Genomic DNA, 22,123 nt, shown 5'->3' with positions numbered 1-22,123 from the left:
ATGATTACTGGTCAAAGCAAGGGAGCCTTGCAAGGGAAAGTGGCGTTGATAACCGGCGGCGCGGCGGGAATAGGTCTGGCTATTGCCAAATGCTATCTGCAAAACGGCGCGCAGGTCGTACTGTTGGATCGTGCTCCACAGGTGGTGCAGATTGCTCAGCAGCTGGATCAGCGACAGGCGTTAGGCATCGTGATGGACGTCACCGACAAAGCCTCTGTAGAACAGGCGGTTGCGCAGGCTAATGCCCATTTCGGGCGGCTGGATGTGCTGGTCAATAGCGCCGGGATTGTCGCGCTGTATCCGGCGGAAGAACTGCCCGAAGACGCTTGGGATAACACCATGGCGGTGAACCTGAAAGGGGTGTTTCTTACCAGCCAGGTCGTGGGCCACTATCTGATCCGTCAGGGCAGTGGCAGCATTATCAACCTGGCCTCGCAGGCCGGCGTGGTCGCCTTGCCCAATCATCTGGCTTACTGCGCCAGCAAAGCCGGCGTAATTGGCTTGACCCAGGTTCTGGCACTGGAATGGGGGCCGCACAACGTGCGGGTAAACGCCATTTCGCCCACGGTGGTGCTGACCGAGTTGGGGCGCAAAGCATGGTCTGGCGAGGTTGCAGAACAAATGAAGCAGAAAATCCCCCTGAGGCGCTTTGCCGAACCCGAGGATATTGCCGCCAGCGCGCTGTTCCTGGCGAGCGATGCGGCCAGCATGATCACCGGCAGCAATCTGGTGGTTGACGGCGGTTACACCATTCAATAACTCGATACTCAGGCAAAAGAGAGGCCATGATGAACAGAATCATTAACGATCCCGATCGCGTCGTGGAAGATGCCATTCAGGGCTATCTGAAGGCTCATCCGGAATATTTCACCGCGACCGATAATGCACGAGTCCTCAAATACCCTGCCGCACCGATCAAAGGCAAGGTGGGTATTGTTACCGGTGGGGGCTCGGGGCATGAGCCTGCGTTTCTGGGCTATGTTGGCAAGAACATGCTCGATGCTGTGGCCATCGGTGAGATTTTCTCTTCGCCAACGGCGGGGGCATTTCTGGATGCGTTCAAGGCCGCGGACAGCGGGGCGGGGGTCGCCTGCCTGTATGGCAACTATGCTGGCGATAATATGAACGTCAAAATGGCGATGAAGAAGGCCAGCGCCGCCGGTATCACGGTAAAAACCGTGGTGGCAAATGATGATGTTGCTTCTGCGCCCGCCAGTGAAATTGAAAAACGTCGTGGCGTTGCCGGTGAGATTCTGATGTGGAAAATCGGGGCTGCTGCCGCAGCGCTGGGTTACGATCTTGACGGGGTGATCGCTGCTGCGCAAAAGGCGATTGGCAATTGCCGCTCGATCGGCGTCGGGCTCAGTTCTTGCACCATCCCGGCGGTAGGTAAGCCCAACTTCCATATCGCCGATGGCCACATGGAGATCGGGATTGGGCATCACGGTGAGCCTGGGATTGAGGTATCCCCGATCCAGTCGGCGTCCGCGATGGCTGGCACCATGCTCGACTTTGTGCTCAATGATATGCCGTTGAACAAGGGGCAGGAAGTTGCCCTGTTGATTTCCGGCCTGGGGGCCACGCCGGTGATGGAGCTCTACATCTATTATGCCGAGATTGAAAAGCGGCTGACGGAGCGCGGTATCAAGGTTCACCGTCGCTATGTGGGTAACTATTTTACCTCGCTGGAAATGATGGGGGTGACGTTAACCTTGATGAAGCTCGACGACCAATTGAAAACGTTGCTCGATATGCCCGCTCATTCATTGGGCCTAACTCAGGTGGAGTGAATCATGACCACACAAATTTCTACGCAGTATGGCAATGAGATCGTCGCGGCGCTGATTGGCGTGATTGTCAGCAATCGCGAGTATCTCAGTGAAATAGATGGTGCGATTGGCGACGGCGATCACGGCATTAATATGTCAAAAGGCTTCACCTTATGTGGTGAGGCCATCAAGGGCCAAAAACTGACGTTGGCGCAGGCTTTTGACGCGGTCGCGGACGCATTGATGGAAGGGATTGGTGGCTCGATGGGGCCGCTGTATGGCAGCCTGTTCATGGGCATGGCCGACAGCGTGCGTGATAAAATGGCGCTGGATAAACAGGTTTTTCTGGCCATGTTGCGCAATGGGCTCACTGAACTGCAGGACATCAGCAGCGCTGGCGTAGGCGACAAGTGCCTGATGGATACGCTGATCCCTGCTATCGAAGGGTTTGAGCAGGCGGTTCGGCGTGGCGATAGCTTCAGTGAGTCGCTGGAGCAGTTGAAACGGGCTGCCGTTGCCGGGCGTGATTCAACCCGCGATCTGGTTGCCAAGATTGGTCGCGCGAGCCGATTGGGGGAACGTTCGCGCGGCGTGCTGGATGCCGGTGCGGTATCCTGTTGTCTACTTTTATGCCAACTGGCTGATGCGGTGGAACAACGCTTGAATACCGTTGCCGCCTGAACAGGTTATACTAGCGGGCAATGCGATAAGATGGGTTCGGCATGCTGAACCCATCTTCTATTGAAAAAGACCAATCTGCCGTGGGGAAACGTGTAACGGATGGAAAAAAAAACAGGATCCCAGGATAACGAACTGCTGACTGAAATTGCCGTGGCGTATTATCAGGATGAAATCACTCAGGAAGAGATTGCAAAAAAGTTCGGTATTTCGCGGATTAAGGTCGGGCGTTTACTCAAGCGGGCCAAAGAAGAAGGCATTGTTGAGATCACCGTCCGCTATCATCCGGTATTCAGTACCCGGCTGGAGCAGCAAATGCTGGAGCGTTTCTCCCTCAGCCGTGCATTAATCGCGCTGGATCATCAGGATGAGGAAGAACAGCGGCGTCAGGTAGCAGCATTGGTTTCCGGTTATCTGGCCATGTCCCTGAAAGACGATATGGTGCTGGCGGTTGGCCAAGGGCGTAACGTGGCCGCGATCGCCGATCATGTGGGCAGCGTGGCCCCCAAAAATTGTAAGTTTATCTGTGGCATTGGGGGAACACATCGCCCCGGTGACGCCATCAATGCTGACCACATCAGCCGCCGTCTGGCGAAGAAGTTTGGTGGTAGCAGCGAGACGCTGTATGCCCCGGCGTATGTAGAAAACCGGGCGCTGAAAGAAGCGTTTATGCAAAACGGCACCATCAAGGAAACCCTGGATCGGGCGCGCAAGGCCGATGTGGCCCTGGTGGGCATCGGTGATATGAATGAAAACAGCTATATGGTCAAGCTTGGCTGGTTTACTCCCCACGAGATCATTGATGCCAGTCTGAATCAGGGGGTGATCGGTGATATCGCCGGTTATGACTTTTTCAACGCGCAGGGGATGCATGTAGATACGGTGATGAACGATCGCGTCATTGGCCTGAGTATTGATGAGCTGCGGAAAATCCCTTGTGTGATCGCCATTGCTTCTGAGAATACCAAAGCGTTGGCTATTCTGGGCGCGCTGCGTACCGGGGCGATCGATATCATCGCGACTAGCGCCCTCAATATCCGCACCATTCTTAATATGTCACAGTAATCGCTGTGGTAAAAAAGGGTTTAACTGCGTCAGGTTGAGCCCTTTGCCATTTCCCCTCTCACTCACATACACCTACGAACCTTCGTGGTAAACGGTTGACGCAGGCATAATAAAACTGCTGCTTTTCTGTTCGTTTAACTTCCTTTTAACTTTTATTTACGAATTTTACCCAAGGTTATGGCACGCTTCAAAGTTTGTGACGATTCTCTCACTATACTGGTTCAGCGATAAAGCCTTACCTCAACATAAAAGAAGAAAGCAAAGGAACCCATAATGGACGAACAGCTCAAACAGAGTGCCCTTGATTTCCATCAGTTTCCGGTCCCAGGGAAGATCCAGGTATCGCCGACTAAACCGCTAGCGACACAGCGCGATCTGGCCTTGGCCTATTCGCCGGGTGTGGCTGCCCCCTGCCTGGAAATTGCCGCCGATCCGCTGGCCGCTTATAAATATACCGCCAAGGGTAACCTGGTGGCGGTGATCTCCAACGGCACCGCGGTGCTGGGATTGGGGAATATCGGGGCGCTAGCCGGTAAACCGGTCATGGAAGGTAAAGGGGTTCTGTTTAAGAAGTTTTCCGGTATTGACGTGTTCGATATCGAAGTCGATGAACTCGATCCTGACAAGCTGATTGACGTGATCGCCGCGCTGGAACCGACCTTCGGCGGCATTAACCTGGAAGATATCAAAGCGCCCGAGTGCTTCTATATTGAGAAGAAACTGCGTGAGCGCATGAAGATCCCGGTGTTCCATGACGATCAGCACGGCACGGCGATTATTACCACCGCTGCGGTGCTCAACGGCCTGCGGGTGGTGAAGAAAAATATCTCCGACGTACGCCTGGTGGTATCGGGAGCCGGTGCGGCCTCCATTGCCTGTTTGAACCTGCTGGTCGCGTTGGGTCTGAGCAAGCAGAATATCACCGTTTGCGACTCCAAAGGCGTGATCTATCAGGGCCGCGATGCCAAGATGGAAGAAACCAAGGCGGCGTATGCCATTGCGGATAACGGCCAGCGTACGCTAGGGGATGCCATTCCCAATGCCGATATTTTCCTGGGTTGCTCCGGCCCTGGCGTGCTGACGCAGGACATGGTGAAAACCATGGCCAGAGATCCGCTGATCATGGCGCTGGCTAACCCGGAACCGGAAATTCTGCCGCCGTTGGCGAAAGCGGTGCGCCCAGATGCGATCATCTGTACCGGCCGTTCTGATTACCCCAATCAGGTGAACAACGTGCTGTGCTTCCCGTTCATCTTCCGTGGCGCGCTGGATGTGGGGGCCACGACCATCAACGAAGAGATGAAGCTGGCCTGCGTGCACGCCATTGCCGATCTGGCGCTGGCAGAGCAGAGCGACGTGGTGGCTTCGGCGTATGGCGATCAGGACCTTTCCTTTGGCCCGGAATACATCATTCCCAAACCGTTCGATCCGCGCCTGATTGTCAAAATCGCCCCGGCGGTAGCCAAGGCAGCCATGGATTCTGGCGTGGCGATGCGCCCGATCGAAGACTTCGATGCCTACGTGGAGAAACTGACCGAGTTCGTTTACAAAACCAACCTGTTTATGAAGCCGATCTTCTCCCAGGCGAAGAAAGAAGTGAAACGCGTGGTAATGGCCGAAGGTGAAGAAGAGCGCGTCCTGCATGCTACCCAAGAGCTGGTATCGCAGGGGCTGGCTTACCCGATCCTGGTGGGTCGCCCAAGCGTGATTGAAATGCGCCTGAAGAAACTTGGCCTGCAGCTGACGCCGGGTAAAGACTTTGAAGTGGTGAATAACGAGTCCGATCCGCGTTTCAATGAATACTGGGGTGAGTATTACCAGATCATGAAGCGCCGTGGCGTCTCCCAGGAGCAGGCTCGCCGTGCGGTGATCGGTAACCCAACGCTGATTGCTGCCATCATGCTGCACCGTGGGGAAGCCGACGCCATGATCTGTGGCACCATCGGCAGCTACCACGAGCATTATGACGTGGTGGAAAAGGTATTCGGGTTCCGTGAAGGGGTACATGTGGCAGGAGCAATGAACGCCTTACTGCTGCCGAGCGGTAACACCTTCATCGCCGATACCTACGTCAACGATGATCCAACGCCGGAACAGCTGGCGGAAATCACCCTGATGGCGGCAGACACGGTACGGCGCTTCGGGATTGAACCGAAGGTGGCGTTGTTGTCCCACTCCAGCTTTGGTTCTTCCAACTGCCCGTCGGCGAGCAAAATGCGTAAAACGCTGGAGCTGGTCAATCAGATGGCACCAGGATTGGAGATCGACGGTGAGATGCACGGTGACGCCGCGCTGGTAGAAAGTATCCGCCACGATTTGATGCCGGACAGCCCGCTGAAAGGCTCGGCCAACATCCTGATCATGCCAAGTATGGAAGCGGCGCGGATCAGCTACAACCTGCTGCGTGTCTCCTCTTCCGAAGGGGTGACGGTAGGGCCGGTATTGATGGGCGTGTCCAAGCCGGTACATATCCTGACGCCGATCGCTTCGGTGCGCCGTATCGTCAACATGGTGGCATTGGCCGTAGTGGAAGCACAAACCCAACCGCTGTAATAGCGTGAAAGTGACCCCCTGCGGCTTCGGCCACAGGGGGTTTTTTTATGCGTGGCAGAGTTCGGCAATCGCCTGAATGTCGGCAGGCGTGGTTCGGCAGCAGCCGCCAATCAAGCGGGCACCGGCATGCTGCCAATCGGCCAACTGATTGATCAGATGCTGCTGGTGGTTACCGCAACTGTGCCAGGTTTTGCTCACCGCGTCGTAGTGTTCGCCGGAGTTAGGGTAAACCAGTAACGGTTTATTGCTCAGCGCGGCAAGCTGCTGCAACGCCGGCGTGACGTTTTCCAACGCGATACAATTGACGCCTACTGCCAGTACCTGCGGGTTATCGTTAAGCTCAGCCATGACGACGGCCAGTGGTGTACCATCGCTTAGATGTTGGCTATCGCGCAGAGTGAAAGAGAACCACCCACCCAGCGCTGGGAATTCCTCCAGCAGCGCCAGCAGGGCCTGTAATTCGGCGAACGAAGGCAGCGTTTCACATGCCAGGAGATCCACTCCAGCATTGGCCAGAGCAGTGATACGCGGACGATGGAACGCGATCATCTCTGCTTGCGGCAGATGGTAGTCGCCACGGTATTCAGAGCCGTCCGCCAGATAGGCACCATAAGGGCCGACCGAACCGGCCACCAGCAAAGGCAATCGTTGTGGGTGCTGGGCCAGATAATCGGCGCGCGCCTGCTGCGCCAGGTGGACGCTTTGGGCGATCAGTGCCAACGATTGCGGCTCATCCAGACCCCGGCGTAAAAAACCTTGGGGCGTGGCCTGATAGCTGGCGGTAATAGCGCACTGTGCTCCTGCTTTGAAGTAATCCAGATGCACCTGATAAATCAGCTCCGGGTTTTCAATCAGCACCTTTGCCGACCATAGCGGATCGGTGAGATCGCAACCTCGGGCCTCCAGTTCGGTGGCCATTGCCCCGTCCAAAATCAACGTGCGGTTATCGGCCAGCAAGGCGGCCAGAGGGTTGTTAACCGACATGTTCTTCTCCGGTGTTCAGTAGATTTTTCTGCCCGGAACGCCGGGTCAGGTAATAGGCCAGATAGCAGATCGCCACAAACGGCAGGCCGCAATATAGCGCTACGCGTTGCTCTGGGTCGAATGCCAGACCGATACAGGCCAATAAACACAGCGCAAAGCCGACAATAGGCGTCAGCGGATAGCCTGGTGCTCGGTATTTCAGCCCTTCAATCGGTTGACCGCTGCGCAGGTAGCGGCGGCGAAAAACGTAGTGGGCGGCACAGATGCTCAGCCAGACGGCAACGACCGCAAAGCCGGAAATGGCAGACAGTGCCACAAACACCGTATCGGGCGCGATCACGCTGGTCAACAGGGCCAGCACGCCGCCGAGCATGCTGAACGTCAATGCATTCATCGGGATCCCGCGCGCATTCACCCGTGAAAAATAGGCAGGCAGGGTGCGCTGATTGGCCAGCGACCACAGCATGCGTCCCGAGGCATACAGCCCGGAGTTGGCGGCCGAGAGAATGGCGGTCAGGATCACGAAGTTGAAAATATCGGCGGCATAAGGCACTCCAATGCGTTCAAAGACCAGGACAAACGGACTTTTCACAATCCCGGCCTGCTCCATAGGGATCAACGCTGCCAGGATAAATACCGTTCCGATAAAGAATACCATCAGGCGGATCACCGTGGTGCGGATGGCCCAGGGCACCACTTTTTCCGGATTTTCGGTTTCGCCCGCCGCAATGCCGATCAGCTCAGTACCGGAGAAGGCGAAATTGACCGCAACCATGGTCATCAGGATCGGTAACGTTCCATTGGGCAGCCAACCCGATGAGGTCAGGTTACTCAGGAAGGGCGCTGGCGTGCCGTCTTTCATCGGGATCAGGCCAAACATGGCCGCACCGCCCAGCACGATGAATGCCAGAATAGTGATCACCTTGATCAGCGAGAACCAGAATTCACTTTCGGCAAAGAAGCGGGTGGTAATGACGTTGAGCAGAAAAATGGCCAGACAGAAAATCAGACACCACAACCAGACCGGTGATTGTGGAAACCAGTATTGCATACAGAAACCGGCGGCGGTCAGGCTGGAGCCCAACGCAACGGTCCAGGTCAGCCAATACAGCCAGGCAACGGTATAGCCGGTTGCCGGGCCAAGATAGCGTGCCGCATAGACGTGAAATGCGCCGGTTTCCGGCATGGCAACGGCAAGTTCCCCCAGACACAGCATGACCAGATAGACCACGACAGCGCCAATCAAGTAGGCCAGCAGGGTGCCTAGTGCACCGGTCGTGGAGATGATATAGCCGGTGTTGAAAAACAGACCGGTACCGATCACGCCGCCCAGCGACAGCATCACCAAATGCCGGGCTTTCATGGTGCGTTTGAATTGCCCTTCAGCGGCAGGTTGCATAACAATCTATCCATATGGACGTCTAAATGGCTATCAGTTATACCGGTTCCATTACGCGAAATCAACGTAACTCAAAACAAGGTAACGAAAAAACAGCTGTCAGCCACCAGTTGCTGCCAATTTCTATATGCAAATGATAATTATTCTCTATAATGTCGCCACTTTTGTGTAAGGAAAGACGACATGAAATTTCTGATAGTGTTTGCAACGCTGGTGCTTACAGCCTGTAGCCAGGGGCCTGTCTCCCCCCCGAAAAGCGACATTACCACGCTAGGCAAGATTGTTGATTTACGCAGTGGCGAGACGTTGACGCCGCAGCAGTTACTGACGCGCCTGGCAGAACAGCCACGGGTGATCGTGGGTGAAAAACACGACAATCCTTATCACCACCAGATCGAACTGTGGCTGGTAGAGCAATTACCGCAACAGCGGCCACAGGGCAGCGTGCTGATGGAGATGATCACGCCCAGCCAGCAAGGCAAAGTGGATGAAGTAAAACAATGGCTGCAAACCGAACCGACGGTGCGTGATAGCCGCGTAGCTGAACTGACCGCCTGGCAAGCCAGTTGGAAGTGGTCACTGTATGGCGAGGTGGTAATGGCGGCGATGCGCGCACCTTATCCTCTGTTGTCTGCCAACCTCGATCGCAGCGAAATCATGGCGTTTTATCAACGGCCCGAATTCCCCAAAGGCCAGCTTTCGGTGCGGCCAGAAGTCCAGCAGGCGCTCGCTGCCACCATCCGTGATTCCCATGACGGCAAAATTGATGCGGTGCAGCTGCATGCCATGCTGGCTATTCAGCAGCAACGCGATCGCCGTATGGCCGAAAGTTTACTGGCTGCACCCACCCCGGCACTGCTGATGGTGGGCGGTTATCACGCCTCCAGAACGGTCGGTGTGCCACTGCACATCCAGGATCTGCAGCCCGGTGCCAAATTTACGGTGCTGATGTTGGCAGAGCAGGGCGTGGCCATCGATCGGCCTATGGCGGATTACCTTTGGGTCACGCCAACCGCAAAATGATTACGTCAAGATAGCGAAAAGATCTGTCATTAACATTTGCAAATGATTATTATTAGCAAATGTGATCTGCAATCATTCGCGATTAGGTAATCTACTATCCCTATGTTTAGTCAGCCTTATGGCCCTCAGGCGGCAACTCTGCCGCAGCCGCGCTGGGGGCGTGGTTTACTGTATGCGCTAGGCATTCATCTGGCGCTGGTATGGCTGTTTTACTGGCCGCAAACTTCGCTGCCGCCGGTGCTGATGCCACCACCGGCGATCATGCTCAGTTGGGCGGCGCAGATCGAAGCGCCAAGCCAGCCCAAGCCGTTGCCGCTGGGGTTGCAGCAACAGGCGGATAGTTCGGCGGCACAGCCTGTGCAACAGCAGAGGGAGCCAGAGATGCCCGAACTGGCACGTGCCGAAGCGGCAAAAATTGTGGTGGCCGAGCGCAGTAAAAATGCGCATAAGCAACAGCGTAAAGCACCGCCAAAGCCGCCAACGCCTATGGAGAAAGAGCAAGACGTCACGCATTCCGCAGCGGCCAGCACGGCGGCACCCAAGGCGCAAAACCTGGCACAGCGGGTGGCGGCACCGTTAAACAGCGATTCTACCACGCAGGCACAGGCCAAGCTTTCCTGGGAGAGTCAGGTTAAAGGGATGCTCAACCGCGTGAAGCGTTATCCGGCAGACGCCAAACGGCGTCAGCGTTCGGGGGCACCGGTGGTGAGTTTCGTGGTGGATGCTCAGGGGCGAGTGGCCAATGTCGTACTGAAAACGCCCTCAGCTACCGCGTCGTTAGATCGTGAAGCGCTGGCGGTGATATTGCGTGCGCAGCCGTTACCTACGCCACCGGCGGAGATGCTACGCCAAGGCAAGGTTGCCGTGACCATGGCAGTAGATTTTAACCTGGCGCTGTTGTAAGCCAGCCAAAACGTATTTACCCATCAGGCTTTATCTCTTGTTGTGCGCAACAGGAGAGGGGCAAGCTATGCTCAAATTATCGTGAGGGGTTATGACATTACCTGTTCAATCGGCTCGCTGCTGCAGGCCTTTGGTGACTTATTTACTGATTTTTATGGGGTTATTAATCTTTACCACCAAGGCGGCCGTACAGCCGCCCCAGGCTGAAATTATTCCGCATAAATTAACCGCCCAGGGCGAAACGCGAATCGATAATTATTATTGGCTGCGCGATGATGGCCGCCAGAATAAACAGGTGTTGGCTTATCTGACGGCGGAAAACCGTTATACCGAACAGGTGATGCAGCCATATCAGACGCTGCGCGAGCGCTTGTATCACGAGATGCTGGACCGCATGAGTCCGGAAGATCGCTCGGTTCCCTATCAGCTCAACGGCTACCGCTATCAAGAACGCATTGATGCGGGTAAAGAGTTTGCCGTCTACCAGCGGCAGGCCGTGGCAGATGGCTCCGCCTGGCAGACGCTGCTGGATGGCAATCAGCGTGCCCAAGGCCAAGATTATTACCGCGTGGGGGGATTGGCAGTCAGTGAAGATAACCGCCGCCTGGCCGTCGCGGAGGATACTCAAGGGCGCAGGCAATACCGCATTTCCCTGCGCGATCTGGCTAGCGGCGCTTGGGCCAAAGAGGTGATTGAAAACACCTCGGGCAATATGGTGTGGGCCAACGACGGCAACAGCTTGTTCTACGTGCGCAATCATCCCCAAACGCTGTCACCCTATCAGGTCTACCGCCATCAATTCGGTACGCCGGTGGCTGCCGATAAGTTGGTGTATCAGGAAAACGATGAGGCCTTTTACCTGAGCCTGGATCGCTCCTCTTCGCGGGATTACGTGATTGTCACCATCAGCGGGAATACCACTTCCGAAGTGCGCCTGATCGACGCCAACCGGCAGCAAACTTCGGTGCAACTCTTTGCCCCGCGTCAGGCCGGGCGCGAATATTATCTCGACCATTATCGCGGTGAGTTTTATCTGCGTTCCAATCATCAAAGCCCGCACTTTGGTTTGTACCAGACGGCATCCGCGAACCTGCCTTGGAAGCCGCTGATCGGTCCTCAGGAAAACAGTGAGTTGGAAAGTTTTGCCCTGTTTCGTGACTGGCTGGTGGTGAAAGAGCGCAGCGAAGGCTTGGTGCATTTACGGCAGATTGCCTGGCAAGGGGGCGAGCAACGCAGCATTCCGTTTGATGATGCCAGCTATATGGCCTGGCTGGGCTACAACCCGGACCCGGAAAGTGACCGCCTGCGCTATGGCTATTCGGCCATGACCACGCCAACCAGCACCTATGAATGGGATCTCAACAGCGGTAAACGCGAGTTGCTGAAACGGCAGGAGGTGAAGGGTGTAGAACCAGGCTTGTATCACAGTGAGCGCTTGTGGATCACCGCCCGCGACGGGATAAAGGTGCCGGTCTCGCTGGTATACAACAGTGCCAAATTCAAACCAGGCAAAAGTCCGCTGGTGGTGTACGGCTATGGTGCCTACGGCATGAGCATGGACCCGGCGTTCAGCGCCAACCGCATTAGCCTGTTGGATCGCGGTTTCGTCTATGCGCTCATCCACGTACGCGGCGGCGGTGAGCTTGGTCAAAATTGGTATCAGCAGGGAAAATTGGCGAACAAGCCAAACACCTTCAATGACTTTATCGATGCCACTCAGGCGCTGATCGATAAGGGATACGGGCAGCCGGGGCGCGTTTACGCGATGGGAGGCAGTGCCGGAGGCTTGCTGGTAGGGGCGGTGATCAATCAGGCTCCCCGCCTATACAACGCTGTGGTGGCACAGGTGCCTTTTGTCGATGTGCTGACAACGATGCTGGATGACAGCATTCCGTTGACCGTCGGCGAATACGAAGAGTGGGGCAATCCCAATCAGCCGCAGCCCTATGCGCTGATCAAGTCCTACAGTCCGTACGATAATGTGCGCGCGCAGCACTACCCGAATCTGTTGGTCACCAGCGGGCTCTATGATTCACAGGTACAGTATTGGGAACCCGCCAAATGGGTGGCGAAACTGCGCCAATTCCAGCAGGGGGATGCGGTGTTATTGCTGTCCACGGATATGTCGGCGGGCCACGGGGGGAAATCGGGCCGCTTGAGTCGGTTGGAAAATAGCGCACTGGAATACAGCTTTATTTTAGCAATGGACGCAAAAACACAAAAATAAGGATCTTGGCCGCGCGGCTTAATGGCTGCGCGGCAGATAATAACCATAATTAATTTCCGCCTTCCTAGCGGTATTTTCTGCTGAGCATTGATCACTCACTGATTTTGATAGCAATACTTTAGGGGATATATGAAATTTAAACTGCTTATTGGTGCGGTTGGCACCGGTATGGTTTTGGCTGGCCCGCTGTTGGCTGCAGAAAATAAAGGCCAGGCGGTATTCAGCCCGCTGAACGTTTCGGCGGCGGCTAATAACAGCGAACAGGAGGCATTGGAAAAGCCTGGGGCATTCAGTTCGCGCGATGAAAATAAAAATCTACAGTCGATAGATAATATCCTGCGCAGCATGCCCGGCACTTTTACTCAAATCGATCCCAGCCAGGGGTCGGTCAGCGTCAATATCCGTGGGATGAGCGGTTTTGGCCGGGTAAATACCATGGTTGATGGCATTACCCAGAGCTATTTTGGCACCTCGACCTCTGGCGTGATGTCCCATGGTTCCACCAACAATCAATCCGGCGTGCTGATCGATCCGAATTTTATTGTTGGGGTCGATGTGGCGCGTGGTGAGAACAGCGGCGCATCTGGGGTGAACGCATTGGCGGGCAGCGCCAACTTCCGCACTATCGGCGTGGATGATGTGGTGTTTGCCGATAATCCGTTTGGCGTGCGCACCAAGTTCTCCGTGGGCAGTAACGGCATTGGCCGCAGCGGTATGATCGCCGTTGGGGCCAAAGGGGCGGCGTTCACCGATAGCGGCAGTTTGGGCGTGATGGCTGCCATTAGCGGCAGCTCCATCTATTCCAACTTTAACAACGGCGACGGCGTGAGCAGTGAGGACTTCGGCTACGACGAGTTTATGAAGCAAAACCCCAAATCGCAGCTGTTCAAGGTGGATATCAAGCCCAACGAATATCACAGCATTGAATTATCTGCTCGGACTTACCAGAATAAATTCTCGCGTCGCGATATCGACAGCAACGATTTTTATCTCAAATATCACTATGCGCCATTTTCCGAGCTGGTGGATCTGAATATGACCGCCAGCCACAGCAAGGGTAATCAGAAGTATGACAGCGATTCACTGTTCACTTTCTTTAATACCAATGCGGAAAACCGCTCCGACGCGCTGGATATCAATAATACCAGCCGTTTCAGCCTGTGGCAGACCGACGTAGCGTTCACCTACGGCGGTAAACTGATGCGCAACCAGTACGACAAGCACGTTGAATCACAGATTGAGGATCCGCAGACGGCGCATGAGGCGATCGAGAACAACACCTTTGCCCCGTCGGGTGACCAGCGTATCGCCAGCCTGTACACCGGTTTGCAACTCAACCGTGATATCTACCAGCTCGATCTCAATCTCAATTATGCCAACAACAAGCTCACCGGCTTTAAACCGGCCTGTGATTTGCGGGTGGAGTGTTTTCCGCAGGGCAGTGCCAATATCGATCTGAAGGAGCACGGATTTAACCCGTCAGTGATGCTGTCTGCACAGGTCACACCTTGGCTGCAACCTTTTGCCAGCTACAGCAAATCGATGCGTGCCCCCAACATCCAAGAGGTGTTTTTCTCTAATTCCGGCGGCGCTTCGATGAACCCGTTCCTGAAAGGCGAACGTTCAGAAACCTGGCAAGCGGGCTTTAACCTCAGCGGCAACGATCTGCTGTTCAAGCAGGACACACTGCGCTTTAAGGCGGTGGTTTACACCAGCAAAATCAAAAACTATATCTTCAGCGAGTCTTACATGGTGTGCCGAAATGGCCGTAAGTGTAGTTTGGGTGAGAACTTGCAGAATGACTGGAGCGATGCCAGCGAAGCGTTCTCGGATAACATGTATATCTACGTCAACTCCCTGACGCCGGTGCGTACCCACGGGGTGGAGCTGGAAGCCAACTATGATGCTGGCCGCGGTTTTGCCCGTGCCTCATTTAGCAAGCAGCACACCGACCAGCCTACCTCTATCGCCAGTAGTTACTTTGGCGCAGGAGATATCAACGAACTGCCGGATATGTACTTCACGCTGGATAGCGGGTTACGTTTCTTTGACGAAGCGTTGACCGTGGGGAGCATCATCAAGTATACCGGCAAGGCTCGCCGCCTTTCTCCAGACTATGAAACCAGTGAGCAAACCGGGAAGCTGATGAAACAGGAGATGCCAAATATTCCCACCGTTATCGATCTGTACAGCACCTATCAGATCAACCGTAATGTTTTGCTGAAATTCAGCGTGCAAAACGTGATGGATAAAAGCTATTCCGACGCGCTTAACAAGCTGAATATGCTGCCGATCCAGGGAGATGAGGCAACCGCGGCCAACACCGCCCGCGGGCGGACTTATCTGTTTGGCGGCGAGGTACGCTTCTAAGCTGGTGGAGGTTCCTCTCACACTAGCTCACCTTTACAGTGTGAGGGGGCTGAAAGTGCCACAAATTAACGCCCAGCTTCGAGAGGTGGGACGTGCTCCAAATTAGCTCTCGTTGCTGATTCCAACACTGAATCAGCAACGGGCTATCTCTTGTTTTGAAGTTATGAGTAGCAGTCTTTGCGAGTCAGATTCAGGATCAATGAGGCCATAAGGTGTAAAGAGGGGAGCTTGTGGTAGGTTTTTTTATGTTAAGTCCAGGATGACCAACATGAAAAAGACCACCCTCACTTTGCATGATGCATTATTCAAACAGTTTCTTACCCACCCAGACACGGCTCGAGACTTTCTGGAATCGCATTTGCCTCCAGACTTGCTGCAACTTTGCGACCTGGATACGTTAAAACTGGAATCCGGTAGTTTTATCGAAGACGACCTGCGTGTGTATTACTCTGACGTGCTTTACTCGCTGAGCACCGGTCAGGGTGAAGGTTACGTCTATGCCCTTATTGAGCACCAAAGTGTTCCCGACAAACATATGGCATTTCGGCTAGTACGCTATGCGATCGCTGCTATGCAACGCCATCTTCAGGCCGGGCATGATCAACTTCCATTAGTGATCCCAATCCTCTTTTACCACGGCCTGACAACCCCTTATCCTTATTCCCTGAGCTGGCTGGAAGGATTCACTGAACCCGATTCGGCCAGGCAACTTTATACGGGGCATTTTCCGCTGGTTGACGTTACCGTTATCCCAGACGATGAGATCATGAAACATCGCCGCATGGCCATTCTGGAACTGTTGCAAAAGCACGTACGCCAGCGAGACCTGGCTGAGCTGCTAGAACAACTAGTCACATTATTGTTGGCCGGATACACTACTAAAGAGCAGCTCATATCGTTGGTGAACTATATGCTGCAGGTGGGGAAAGCAACCGAACCGGAGAAACTGCTGCGTGAATTGGCCAGACGTGCGCCGCGGCATGAGGAGGAATTGATGACTATTGCAGAATATCTCGAGCAAAAAGGTTTTGAGAAAGGCCTTGAGAAAGAGCGGGAAACCGTGCTGAAAATAGCGAGCTCCATGCTGGCCGAAGGCTTTGATCGTGCGATGGTGATGAAATTGACCGGTCTTTCCGCAGATGATTTGGCAGTGATCCACCGCTAACACGAGCGGCAGGTTGAATGGCATGGTAGTACCGTTCTTACTTAACCTGTCCGCCCGCCCGCTTGTGGTTAATTACCTTCAGCCCGTTTCGCTTGCTGCAGCCACTTGTCCAGCTCATTGGCAAACTGCTGTCTATCGCGCTGGTTGAGGGTGTTCGGCCCCCCGGTCTGGATCCCGCTGGAGCGCAGGGTATCCATAAAATCACGCATGTTCAGGCGTTCACGTATGGTGTCTGGCGTATAACGCTCACCGCGAGGATTCAGGGCGATAGCGCCTTTTTCTATCACTTCGGCGGCCAGCGGGATATCCGCGGTGATCACCAGATCGCCTTTTTCACAGCGGCGAACGATTTCGTTATCCGCCACGTCAAATCCTGCAGCCACCTGCAAGGTGCGGATAAATTTCGAAGGGGGCGTGCGCAAAGGCTGATTAGCCACCAGGGTGACAGGCATTGCCGCGCGGTCTGCGGCACGGAACAGCACTTCTTTGATCACGTTTGGACAGGCGTCGGCATCGACCCAAATCTGCATTATTGTTGCTCCTGTAGCCAGTCGCGCACCGGTAGAAAGTCACGGTATAGCGCGGCTTCCGGGCTGTCGGTTGCGGGCTGGAAGTTATATTCCCAACGCACCAAAGGCGGCATCGACATCAGGATCGATTCGGTGCGGCCCCCGGTTTGCAGGCCGAACAGCGTACCGCGATCCCACACCAGATTAAACTCGACATAGCGGCCACGGCGATACAGCTGAAACTGGCGTTCGTTGTCGCCCCAAGGCTGTGCTTTACGTCTTTCCACGATCGGCAGATAGGCCTCCAGGAAGCCTTCACCTACCGCCTGGGTAAACGCGAAGCAGCTTTCGAAATCCGGGGTATTCAGATCGTCAAAGAATAAGCCGCCGATACCGCGGGCTTCGTTACGGTGTTTGATAAAGAAATAGTCATCGCACCACTTTTTGTATTTCGGGTACACGTCGTCGCCGAAGGGGGCGCAGAGTTGAAGCGCTGTGCGGTGCCAGTGAACGGCGTCCTCGGTAAAGCCATAGAAGGGCGTTAGGTCAAAGCCGCCGCCAAACCACCAAACCGGCTCTTCGCCCGCTTTTTCCGCGATAAAGAAGCGCACGTTGGCATGGCTGGTCGGTATATAGGGGCTGAGCGGATGGATCACCAGTGATACGCCCATCGCCTGAAAGCTGCGCCCGGCCAGTTCTGGACGATGCGCAGTAGCAGAGGCGGGCAGCGTGGCACCGGAAACGTGGGAAAAGTTTACTCCAGCCTGTTCGAATACCGCACCGTTAGTCAGCACCCGGCTACGGCCACCGCCGCCTTCTTCACGCGTCCAGCGATCTTCCTTAAAATCGGCACCGCCATCGGCCTGGGCCAACTGCTCACAAATCTTGTCTTGCAATGCCAGCAGGAAGGATTTTACTGCGGCAATGGTGGGTAAACTCATACGGGTTTTTCGCAATGGGTAACTGAACAGGGCGGCAAGTATACCTTCTCGCCCCGTATTTTGCAGGTCTAGCGCGGCTTACGTTGGTGAACGTCGTAATAGTGGAAGAAATTGATCACGCCGTCTGCGATGGCGCGGGCAATTTTTTCGCGAAAGGCGGTGGTACCTAACAGGCGCTCCTCACCGGGGTTGGTGATAAACGAGGTTTCTACCAGCACCGAAGGAATAGAAGGGGACTTTAATACGGCAAACGCTGCCTGTTCGGTGCTTTCGCTATGCAGGCGGTGAACCGGGCGGATCTGGCCCAGCACGTGGCGGCCCAGGGTCAGGCTGTTGTTGATGGTGTCGGTTTGCACCAGATCGAACAACACCTGCTGTAGATAGTTGTCCTGATTTTTGTATTTGCCCCCCGCAACGTCATCGGCGGCGTTTTCCTTATTGGAGAGATAGCGCGCCATCGCGCTGCTGGCTCCGCGATTGGAAAGGGCAAACACCGAAGCACCGGTGGCATCCGGGCTGGTAAATCCATCGGCATGGATCGAGATAAACAGATCGGCCTGGTGCTGGTGGGCGATCTCCACGCGCTGGAACAGCGGGATAAACTCATCCTCCTCACGTGTCAGGCGGGCTTCAACGTGCTCGTGCTCATGCAGAAAACGCCGCACATGGTTGGCAATTTCCAGCACCACGTGTTTTTCCTGTGAGCCTTCATGCCCCACTGCACCGGAGTCAATACCGCCGTGGCCAGGATCGATCATCACTACTCTTTTGCTCCCAGTGGCTTTGGGTAGCGGTTTGCTGTGCGGTTTTGGTTGCAGCATATTGGCCTGGGTGGCTGAGGTTTTGCCCCCGAGCAGGGCCAGAGCCAGGCCGGAGAGCAGCAGTTGGCGGCGGGTTGATGAAACGGTGAGGGGGCTGAAATTGAGGTAGGTTTTGCTCTGTTTCTTCATCACGCGCGGCTCCAACTCGATCAATCTATTTCGCGACGTTATAGCGTATTGATCCTCATTAATCGACTTGATAACTATTGCCATTTATTACCTGGCAAAACGCTGCAGCTTGAAAGACTGTGGGTATCAGTTAATAATTACGCAATAATCAGAAAAAAGTGCAATTAACAGTAGCGAGCAACGATGGAAATTCGCGTATTTCGGCAAGACGACTTTGAAGAAGTCATCACCCTGTGGGAGCGTTGCGACCTGTTACGGCCATGGAACGATCCCGAGATGGATATTGAACGCAAACTGAACCACGATCCGGATCTGTTTTTAGTGGCGGAAGTGGGCGGTGAGGTGGTTGGCTCGGTGATGGGCGGTTACGACGGCCACCGTGGTTCGGCGTATTACCTGGGCGTTCACCCAGACTATCGCGGGCGCGGCATTGCCAATGCGTTGATTAGTCGGCTGGAGAAAAAGCTGATTGCGCGCGGCTGCCCGAAAATTCAGCTGATGGTGCGTGAAGACAACGACACCGTGATCGAAATGTATGAAAAGCTCGGCTACGAAATTCAGGCGATCACCAGTCTGGGGAAACGCCTGATCGAAGATCAAGAATATTGATCGTCAGGGCGGTGGTTGCCACCGCCCCAAGCCCTGGTTTAAGGCAGTTTTTTGATGTTTTTCACATCGACTTCCACGTTGTTCCAGTCCTTATCCACTTTCCCTTCCAACTGTACCTTGTCTTTTGGGGTGATGGTCTGGCCGTTCCAGCGCTTTCTGTCGATCTCTACCGTCAGCGTACCGGTGGCGTCGCGGAAGGTGTAGGTGTCATCACCCACGCGCTGTTCGATATTGCCCTGCAACATCACCCAGGTATCATCGCTCAACGATTTGACCTTATCTACCGTGGTCAGCGTGGCGCTAGGGCCGGAGAAACCACCTTGCGGGCTGGTTTGCGTTTGAGCCGGTGTCGCGTTGGGGTCGATGAACCCGCCCTGTTGAGCTAGAACCGGTGCGCTGCATAATGCGATGAGTGTAAGTAAAGCGATCTTTTTCATCTGGATTTTCCTTATCAGTGGTCTGAATGATTTCCCGTTAGCGGGACATGACCTGATTAAACCATAAGGATCTTAAGAGCTTCTTAAGCTGCAGATTGAAAATGGTGGCCAGCGTCGCCATTTGCAAGGGTAATCATAACATCGGCAAGGAAAAGTCTTTGAAGGCGTCAACACACCGGTTTTCACCGGACGATTACGATCAGCACGGTATGTTACGGTTGCCGCTGTGGTTTTGGGGCGTACTGATCATACAGGCCCGTACCTGGCTACTGTTTGTGATGGCGGGTACCTCACGCGATCAGGGCGCTGGCTTGTTACAACTGTTCTATCCAGATACTCAGCGCTTTTGGTACGGTATTGCGCTTGGGCTGCCTGCGGCGCTGGCCTTTTTGATTGCTGGCCGCCGCCAGCATTGGCCCCGTCTATGGCGTTGTTGGCGTTGGGTACTGGTAGTGTCGCTGGCGGCAGCGCTGCTCGGATCGCTTTATAGCCTATGGCAGCAAGACAGCAATGAACCTCCGCTGGATCTCCTACTGGTGCTGTTGGATGTGCTGGCGATGGGGTATCTGTTAATGAATCGGCGCTTGAAAGCCTGTTTTATCCCGCAGGATGAGGCGGGTTAATTGTTAAAAGTTGCGGCACTTTTCCCAATTTACGTACTCCAAGCTGGCAATTGATGGCGCAGCCCCAGCGGTTATGAGAGGCTGCATATCGCCGATGTTTTTGATGTTAAGGAGCTATGAATGAATATTCGCCCACTGTTGTTAGGGCTACCGCTGTTGTTGACCGGCTGTTCGGCCATGTCAAACTTCTCCTGGTCCAGCCTGTCGCCGTTCAACTGGTTTGGCGGCAGCGTAGAGGTTAGCGCCAAAGGTGTCGGTGATGTGGGTGCGGGTACTCCCATGACGGAGGCGGCGATTGGCAAGGGCCTGAATAACAACTACCGCATGCGTGGTGGGATGGCGACCAACCAAGGGCAGATCGTTTCCTACTTCCAGGCATTGGACGGCGATGACGTTAAGCTGGTGATCACCGGAGAACCTAAAGGCCACGTGCAGCGCGTTGACGTAATGGACGCCAAGATCGCCACCGAATGGGGCAGCAAGCTGGGTACGCCGTTTAGCGAACTGTTCAGCAAGGCCTATGGTGCCTGTAAACCGGCCGACGGCGAGGATATTGGCAAGGTCGAGTGCGTGGCGCAGCAAAGCCGCAATGTCAGCTATATCTTCAGTGGCAAATGGGCTGGCCCACAGGATCTGATCCCACCGGACGATACTCTGCAAAACTGGACGGTGAGTAAGATCGTCTGGCATGCCAAAGCACAATAATTCTTATTGCGGGCGCACCTTGCGGTGTGCCTGCCTCGCTTGGCGTTAAATCCCTATTTTCTTTGCGTTCGGGCAAGGCAATCAGCCTGCTGTGCGTTATGATATTGCGCGTTTATAACAGGGCAACCTGTTACCCGATTCAGGTCTTGAGGAAATCAACATGACACAGGTTCAGAGCGGCATCCTGCTGGAACACTGCCGTTTTGGTATTTTTATGGAAGCTATGGTGCAGGGCGAATTCGTCGATCTGCGCCAGGGTTGCAAACAGTTCTGTCAGGCGCTCGGTGAGTTGCAGCAACAGTTTCCAGATGCCCACTTGGGCGCGGTTATCGCTTTTGGCTCCGACGTTTGGCATGACCTTTCCAATGGCCAGGGAGCCAAAGAACTGAAGCCTTTCGCACCGCTGGGCAAGGGGCTGGCACCGGCCACCCAACGCGATATGCTGATCCACATTCAATCGCTGCGTCATGACGTTAACTTTACCCTGGCGCAGGCCGCACTGGCCGCGTTTGGTAACACCATTCGTATTGAAGAAGAAACGCACGGTTTCCGCTGGGTAGAAGAGCGCGATCTGAGCGGCTTTATCGACGGTACCGAAAATCCACAGGGTGAACAACGCCCGGAAGTCGCGGTGATTGGTGCTGGCGAAGAAGACGAAGGTGGCAGCTACGTGCTGGTTCAGCGTTACGAGCACAACCTGCGCCAGTGGCAGCGTTTCACCACCGAACAGCAGGAACAGATCATTGGCCGTACCAAACAAGACAGTGAAGAACTGCCGCCGGATCAACGGCCAGATACCTCGCACGTCAGCCGTGTCGATCTGAAAGAGGACGGCAAAGGGCTGAAAATTTTGCGCCAGAGCCTGCCTTATGGCACCGCCAGCGGCAAACATGGCCTGTATTTCATCGCCTATTGTGCGCGCCTGCACAACATCGAACAGCAGCTGTTAAGCATGTTCGGCGAACTGGACGGCAAACACGACGCGATGCTGCGTTTCAGCCGTGCGGTGACCGGCAGCTACTACTTCGCACCTTCGTTGACGCGTCTGTTGTCACTTTGAGGCGTCTCCTGGGGCCAGTTCCTCTGGCTCCGGGCTTTCCTTCCCTCTGCGGTGAACCGCTCCCCTCCTGGCTTATAGCGTTTGATGCTTGAAAATCACTAAACGGTATATAAAAGCGTTACAGGTCTGCATCAAGTTATAAATACACTGGTC

Annotated in this window: 20 protein-coding genes; 14 read left to right on the top strand and 6 right to left on the bottom strand. The window is 54.8% G+C overall.

The window, feature by feature from the left end:
- The 5 genes from KGP26_RS20205 to maeB all read left to right on the top strand — a co-directional run bounded on the left by KGP26_RS20205 (position 1) and on the right by maeB (position 6,065).
- Positions 1-759, top strand: a complete 759-nt coding sequence (locus KGP26_RS20205; protein ID WP_094982050.1) for an SDR family oxidoreductase — start codon at positions 1-3, stop codon at positions 757-759.
- A 29-nt stretch (positions 760-788) separates the two neighbouring features.
- Positions 789-1,790, top strand: coding sequence for a dihydroxyacetone kinase subunit DhaK (locus KGP26_RS20200; RefSeq protein WP_094982062.1), 1,002 nt, complete (start codon positions 789-791; stop codon positions 1,788-1,790).
- 3 nt (positions 1,791-1,793) lie between these two features.
- A complete protein-coding gene (gene dhaL, locus KGP26_RS20195; RefSeq protein ID WP_059201461.1) occupies positions 1,794-2,450 on the top strand; it encodes a dihydroxyacetone kinase subunit DhaL in 657 nt (218 codons plus the stop codon).
- Positions 2,451-2,549: 99 nt separating this feature from the next.
- Entirely contained in the window at positions 2,550-3,512 is a 963-nt protein-coding gene (locus KGP26_RS20190; protein WP_021178715.1) for a sugar-binding transcriptional regulator, read from the top strand.
- A gap of 273 nt (positions 3,513-3,785) precedes the next feature.
- Positions 3,786-6,065 (top strand): NADP-dependent oxaloacetate-decarboxylating malate dehydrogenase, encoded by a 2,280-nt coding sequence (gene maeB / locus KGP26_RS20185; protein WP_021807083.1) that lies wholly within the window; start codon positions 3,786-3,788, stop codon positions 6,063-6,065.
- 45 nt (positions 6,066-6,110) lie between these two features.
- Here maeB and mmuM read toward each other — a convergent pair whose 3' ends face one another.
- Positions 6,111-7,049, bottom strand: coding sequence for a homocysteine S-methyltransferase (mmuM, locus tag KGP26_RS20180; protein ID WP_223498177.1), 939 nt, complete (start codon positions 7,047-7,049; stop codon positions 6,111-6,113).
- Entirely contained in the window at positions 7,039-8,448 is a 1,410-nt protein-coding gene (gene mmuP / locus KGP26_RS20175; RefSeq protein ID WP_021807081.1) for an S-methylmethionine permease, read from the bottom strand. The genes mmuM and mmuP overlap by 11 nt, the downstream gene beginning before the upstream one ends.
- 183 nt (positions 8,449-8,631) lie before the next feature.
- Here mmuP and KGP26_RS20170 point away from each other — a divergent pair, with 183 nt between their 5' ends.
- The 5 genes from KGP26_RS20170 to KGP26_RS20150 all read left to right on the top strand — a co-directional run bounded on the left by KGP26_RS20170 (position 8,632) and on the right by KGP26_RS20150 (position 16,136).
- Complete coding sequence (locus KGP26_RS20170; protein WP_059201459.1) at positions 8,632-9,471, top strand: ChaN family lipoprotein; 840 nt, start codon at positions 8,632-8,634, stop codon at positions 9,469-9,471.
- Between the two features lie 102 nt (positions 9,472-9,573).
- Positions 9,574-10,374 (top strand): energy transducer TonB, encoded by an 801-nt coding sequence (locus KGP26_RS20165; RefSeq protein ID WP_223500197.1) that lies wholly within the window; start codon positions 9,574-9,576, stop codon positions 10,372-10,374.
- Between the two features lie 154 nt (positions 10,375-10,528).
- On the top strand, positions 10,529-12,601 hold the full coding sequence (locus KGP26_RS20160) for a S9 family peptidase (RefSeq protein ID WP_223665676.1): 2,073 nt from the start codon (positions 10,529-10,531) through the stop codon (positions 12,599-12,601).
- Positions 12,602-12,730: 129 nt separating this feature from the next.
- On the top strand, positions 12,731-14,971 hold the full coding sequence (locus KGP26_RS20155) for a TonB-dependent receptor domain-containing protein (RefSeq protein WP_223664514.1): 2,241 nt from the start codon (positions 12,731-12,733) through the stop codon (positions 14,969-14,971).
- 268 nt (positions 14,972-15,239) lie between these two features.
- Positions 15,240-16,136 carry an Rpn family recombination-promoting nuclease/putative transposase gene (locus KGP26_RS20150; RefSeq protein WP_305801975.1) on the top strand — a complete coding sequence of 299 codons (897 nt, stop codon included), beginning with the start codon at positions 15,240-15,242 and terminating at the stop codon, positions 16,134-16,136.
- Between the two features lie 68 nt (positions 16,137-16,204).
- Here the strand turns inward: KGP26_RS20150 and KGP26_RS20145 are convergent, their stop codons facing one another.
- The 3 genes from KGP26_RS20145 to amiA form a co-directional block, all read right to left on the bottom strand.
- Entirely contained in the window at positions 16,205-16,666 is a 462-nt protein-coding gene (locus tag KGP26_RS20145; protein WP_021807075.1) for a YaiI/YqxD family protein, read from the bottom strand.
- On the bottom strand, positions 16,666-17,586 hold the full coding sequence (gene hemF, locus KGP26_RS20140) for an oxygen-dependent coproporphyrinogen oxidase (RefSeq protein ID WP_218519062.1): 921 nt from the start codon (positions 17,584-17,586) through the stop codon (positions 16,666-16,668). The genes KGP26_RS20145 and hemF overlap by 1 nt, the downstream gene beginning before the upstream one ends.
- 68 nt (positions 17,587-17,654) lie before the next feature.
- Entirely contained in the window at positions 17,655-18,536 is an 882-nt protein-coding gene (gene amiA, locus KGP26_RS20135; protein ID WP_223665675.1) for an N-acetylmuramoyl-L-alanine amidase AmiA, read from the bottom strand.
- 183 nt (positions 18,537-18,719) lie between these two features.
- On the opposite strand from amiA, the gene KGP26_RS20130 reads away from it, so the two are divergent.
- Positions 18,720-19,145, top strand: coding sequence for a GNAT family acetyltransferase (locus tag KGP26_RS20130; RefSeq protein ID WP_021807072.1), 426 nt, complete (start codon positions 18,720-18,722; stop codon positions 19,143-19,145).
- A gap of 38 nt (positions 19,146-19,183) precedes the next feature.
- Here the strand turns inward: KGP26_RS20130 and KGP26_RS20125 are convergent, their stop codons facing one another.
- Positions 19,184-19,582: a YgiW/YdeI family stress tolerance OB fold protein gene (locus KGP26_RS20125; protein ID WP_021178705.1), complete on the bottom strand. Its 399-nt coding sequence runs from the start codon at positions 19,580-19,582 to the stop codon at positions 19,184-19,186.
- A 158-nt stretch (positions 19,583-19,740) separates the two neighbouring features.
- Here KGP26_RS20125 and KGP26_RS20120 point away from each other — a divergent pair, with 158 nt between their 5' ends.
- From KGP26_RS20120 to KGP26_RS20110, 3 genes are all read left to right on the top strand, one after another.
- A complete protein-coding gene (locus tag KGP26_RS20120; protein WP_021807071.1) occupies positions 19,741-20,205 on the top strand; it encodes a DUF2919 domain-containing protein in 465 nt (154 codons plus the stop codon).
- Positions 20,206-20,325: 120 nt separating this feature from the next.
- The gene (locus KGP26_RS20115) at positions 20,326-20,910 is read left to right on the top strand and encodes an RpoE-regulated lipoprotein (protein WP_021807070.1); all 585 of its coding nucleotides are present in this window, start codon (positions 20,326-20,328) and stop codon (positions 20,908-20,910) included.
- A gap of 160 nt (positions 20,911-21,070) precedes the next feature.
- Positions 21,071-21,970: a Dyp-type peroxidase gene (locus tag KGP26_RS20110; RefSeq protein WP_021807069.1), complete on the top strand. Its 900-nt coding sequence runs from the start codon at positions 21,071-21,073 to the stop codon at positions 21,968-21,970.
- The last annotated feature ends 153 nt before the right edge of the window (positions 21,971-22,123 follow it).

Origin of the sequence: Serratia sp. JSRIV002, assembly GCF_019968725.1 — a bacterium.
Lineage (GTDB): Bacteria > Pseudomonadota > Gammaproteobacteria > Enterobacterales > Enterobacteriaceae > Chania > Chania fonticola_B.
The sequence above is the reverse complement of the archived record's forward strand: the minus strand, read 5'-3'. Positions and strand labels throughout refer to the sequence as shown.

Bases quoted from the DNA above. Each gene is read 5' to 3' on its own strand.
- KGP26_RS20205 (WP_094982050.1), top strand. From the start codon at position 1: ATGATTACTGGTCAAAGCAAGGGAGCCTTGCAAGGGAAAGTGGCGTTG.
- KGP26_RS20200 (WP_094982062.1), top strand. From the start codon at position 789: ATGAACAGAATCATTAACGATCCCGATCGCGTCGTGGAAGATGCCATT.
- dhaL (WP_059201461.1), top strand. From the start codon at position 1,794: ATGACCACACAAATTTCTACGCAGTATGGCAATGAGATCGTCGCGGCG.
- KGP26_RS20190 (WP_021178715.1), top strand. From the start codon at position 2,550: ATGGAAAAAAAAACAGGATCCCAGGATAACGAACTGCTGACTGAAATT.
- maeB (WP_021807083.1), top strand. From the start codon at position 3,786: ATGGACGAACAGCTCAAACAGAGTGCCCTTGATTTCCATCAGTTTCCG.
- mmuM (WP_223498177.1), bottom strand. From the start codon at position 7,049: ATGTCGGTTAACAACCCTCTGGCCGCCTTGCTGGCCGATAACCGCACG.
- mmuP (WP_021807081.1), bottom strand. From the start codon at position 8,448: ATGCAACCTGCCGCTGAAGGGCAATTCAAACGCACCATGAAAGCCCGG.
- KGP26_RS20170 (WP_059201459.1), top strand. From the start codon at position 8,632: ATGAAATTTCTGATAGTGTTTGCAACGCTGGTGCTTACAGCCTGTAGC.
- KGP26_RS20165 (WP_223500197.1), top strand. From the start codon at position 9,574: ATGTTTAGTCAGCCTTATGGCCCTCAGGCGGCAACTCTGCCGCAGCCG.
- KGP26_RS20160 (WP_223665676.1), top strand. From the start codon at position 10,529: ATGGGGTTATTAATCTTTACCACCAAGGCGGCCGTACAGCCGCCCCAG.
- KGP26_RS20155 (WP_223664514.1), top strand. From the start codon at position 12,731: ATGAAATTTAAACTGCTTATTGGTGCGGTTGGCACCGGTATGGTTTTG.
- KGP26_RS20150 (WP_305801975.1), top strand. From the start codon at position 15,240: ATGAAAAAGACCACCCTCACTTTGCATGATGCATTATTCAAACAGTTT.
- KGP26_RS20145 (WP_021807075.1), bottom strand. From the start codon at position 16,666: ATGCAGATTTGGGTCGATGCCGACGCCTGTCCAAACGTGATCAAAGAA.
- hemF (WP_218519062.1), bottom strand. From the start codon at position 17,586: ATGAGTTTACCCACCATTGCCGCAGTAAAATCCTTCCTGCTGGCATTG.
- amiA (WP_223665675.1), bottom strand. From the start codon at position 18,536: ATGAAGAAACAGAGCAAAACCTACCTCAATTTCAGCCCCCTCACCGTT.
- KGP26_RS20130 (WP_021807072.1), top strand. From the start codon at position 18,720: ATGGAAATTCGCGTATTTCGGCAAGACGACTTTGAAGAAGTCATCACC.
- KGP26_RS20125 (WP_021178705.1), bottom strand. From the start codon at position 19,582: ATGAAAAAGATCGCTTTACTTACACTCATCGCATTATGCAGCGCACCG.
- KGP26_RS20115 (WP_021807070.1), top strand. From the start codon at position 20,326: ATGAATATTCGCCCACTGTTGTTAGGGCTACCGCTGTTGTTGACCGGC.
- KGP26_RS20110 (WP_021807069.1), top strand. From the start codon at position 21,071: ATGACACAGGTTCAGAGCGGCATCCTGCTGGAACACTGCCGTTTTGGT.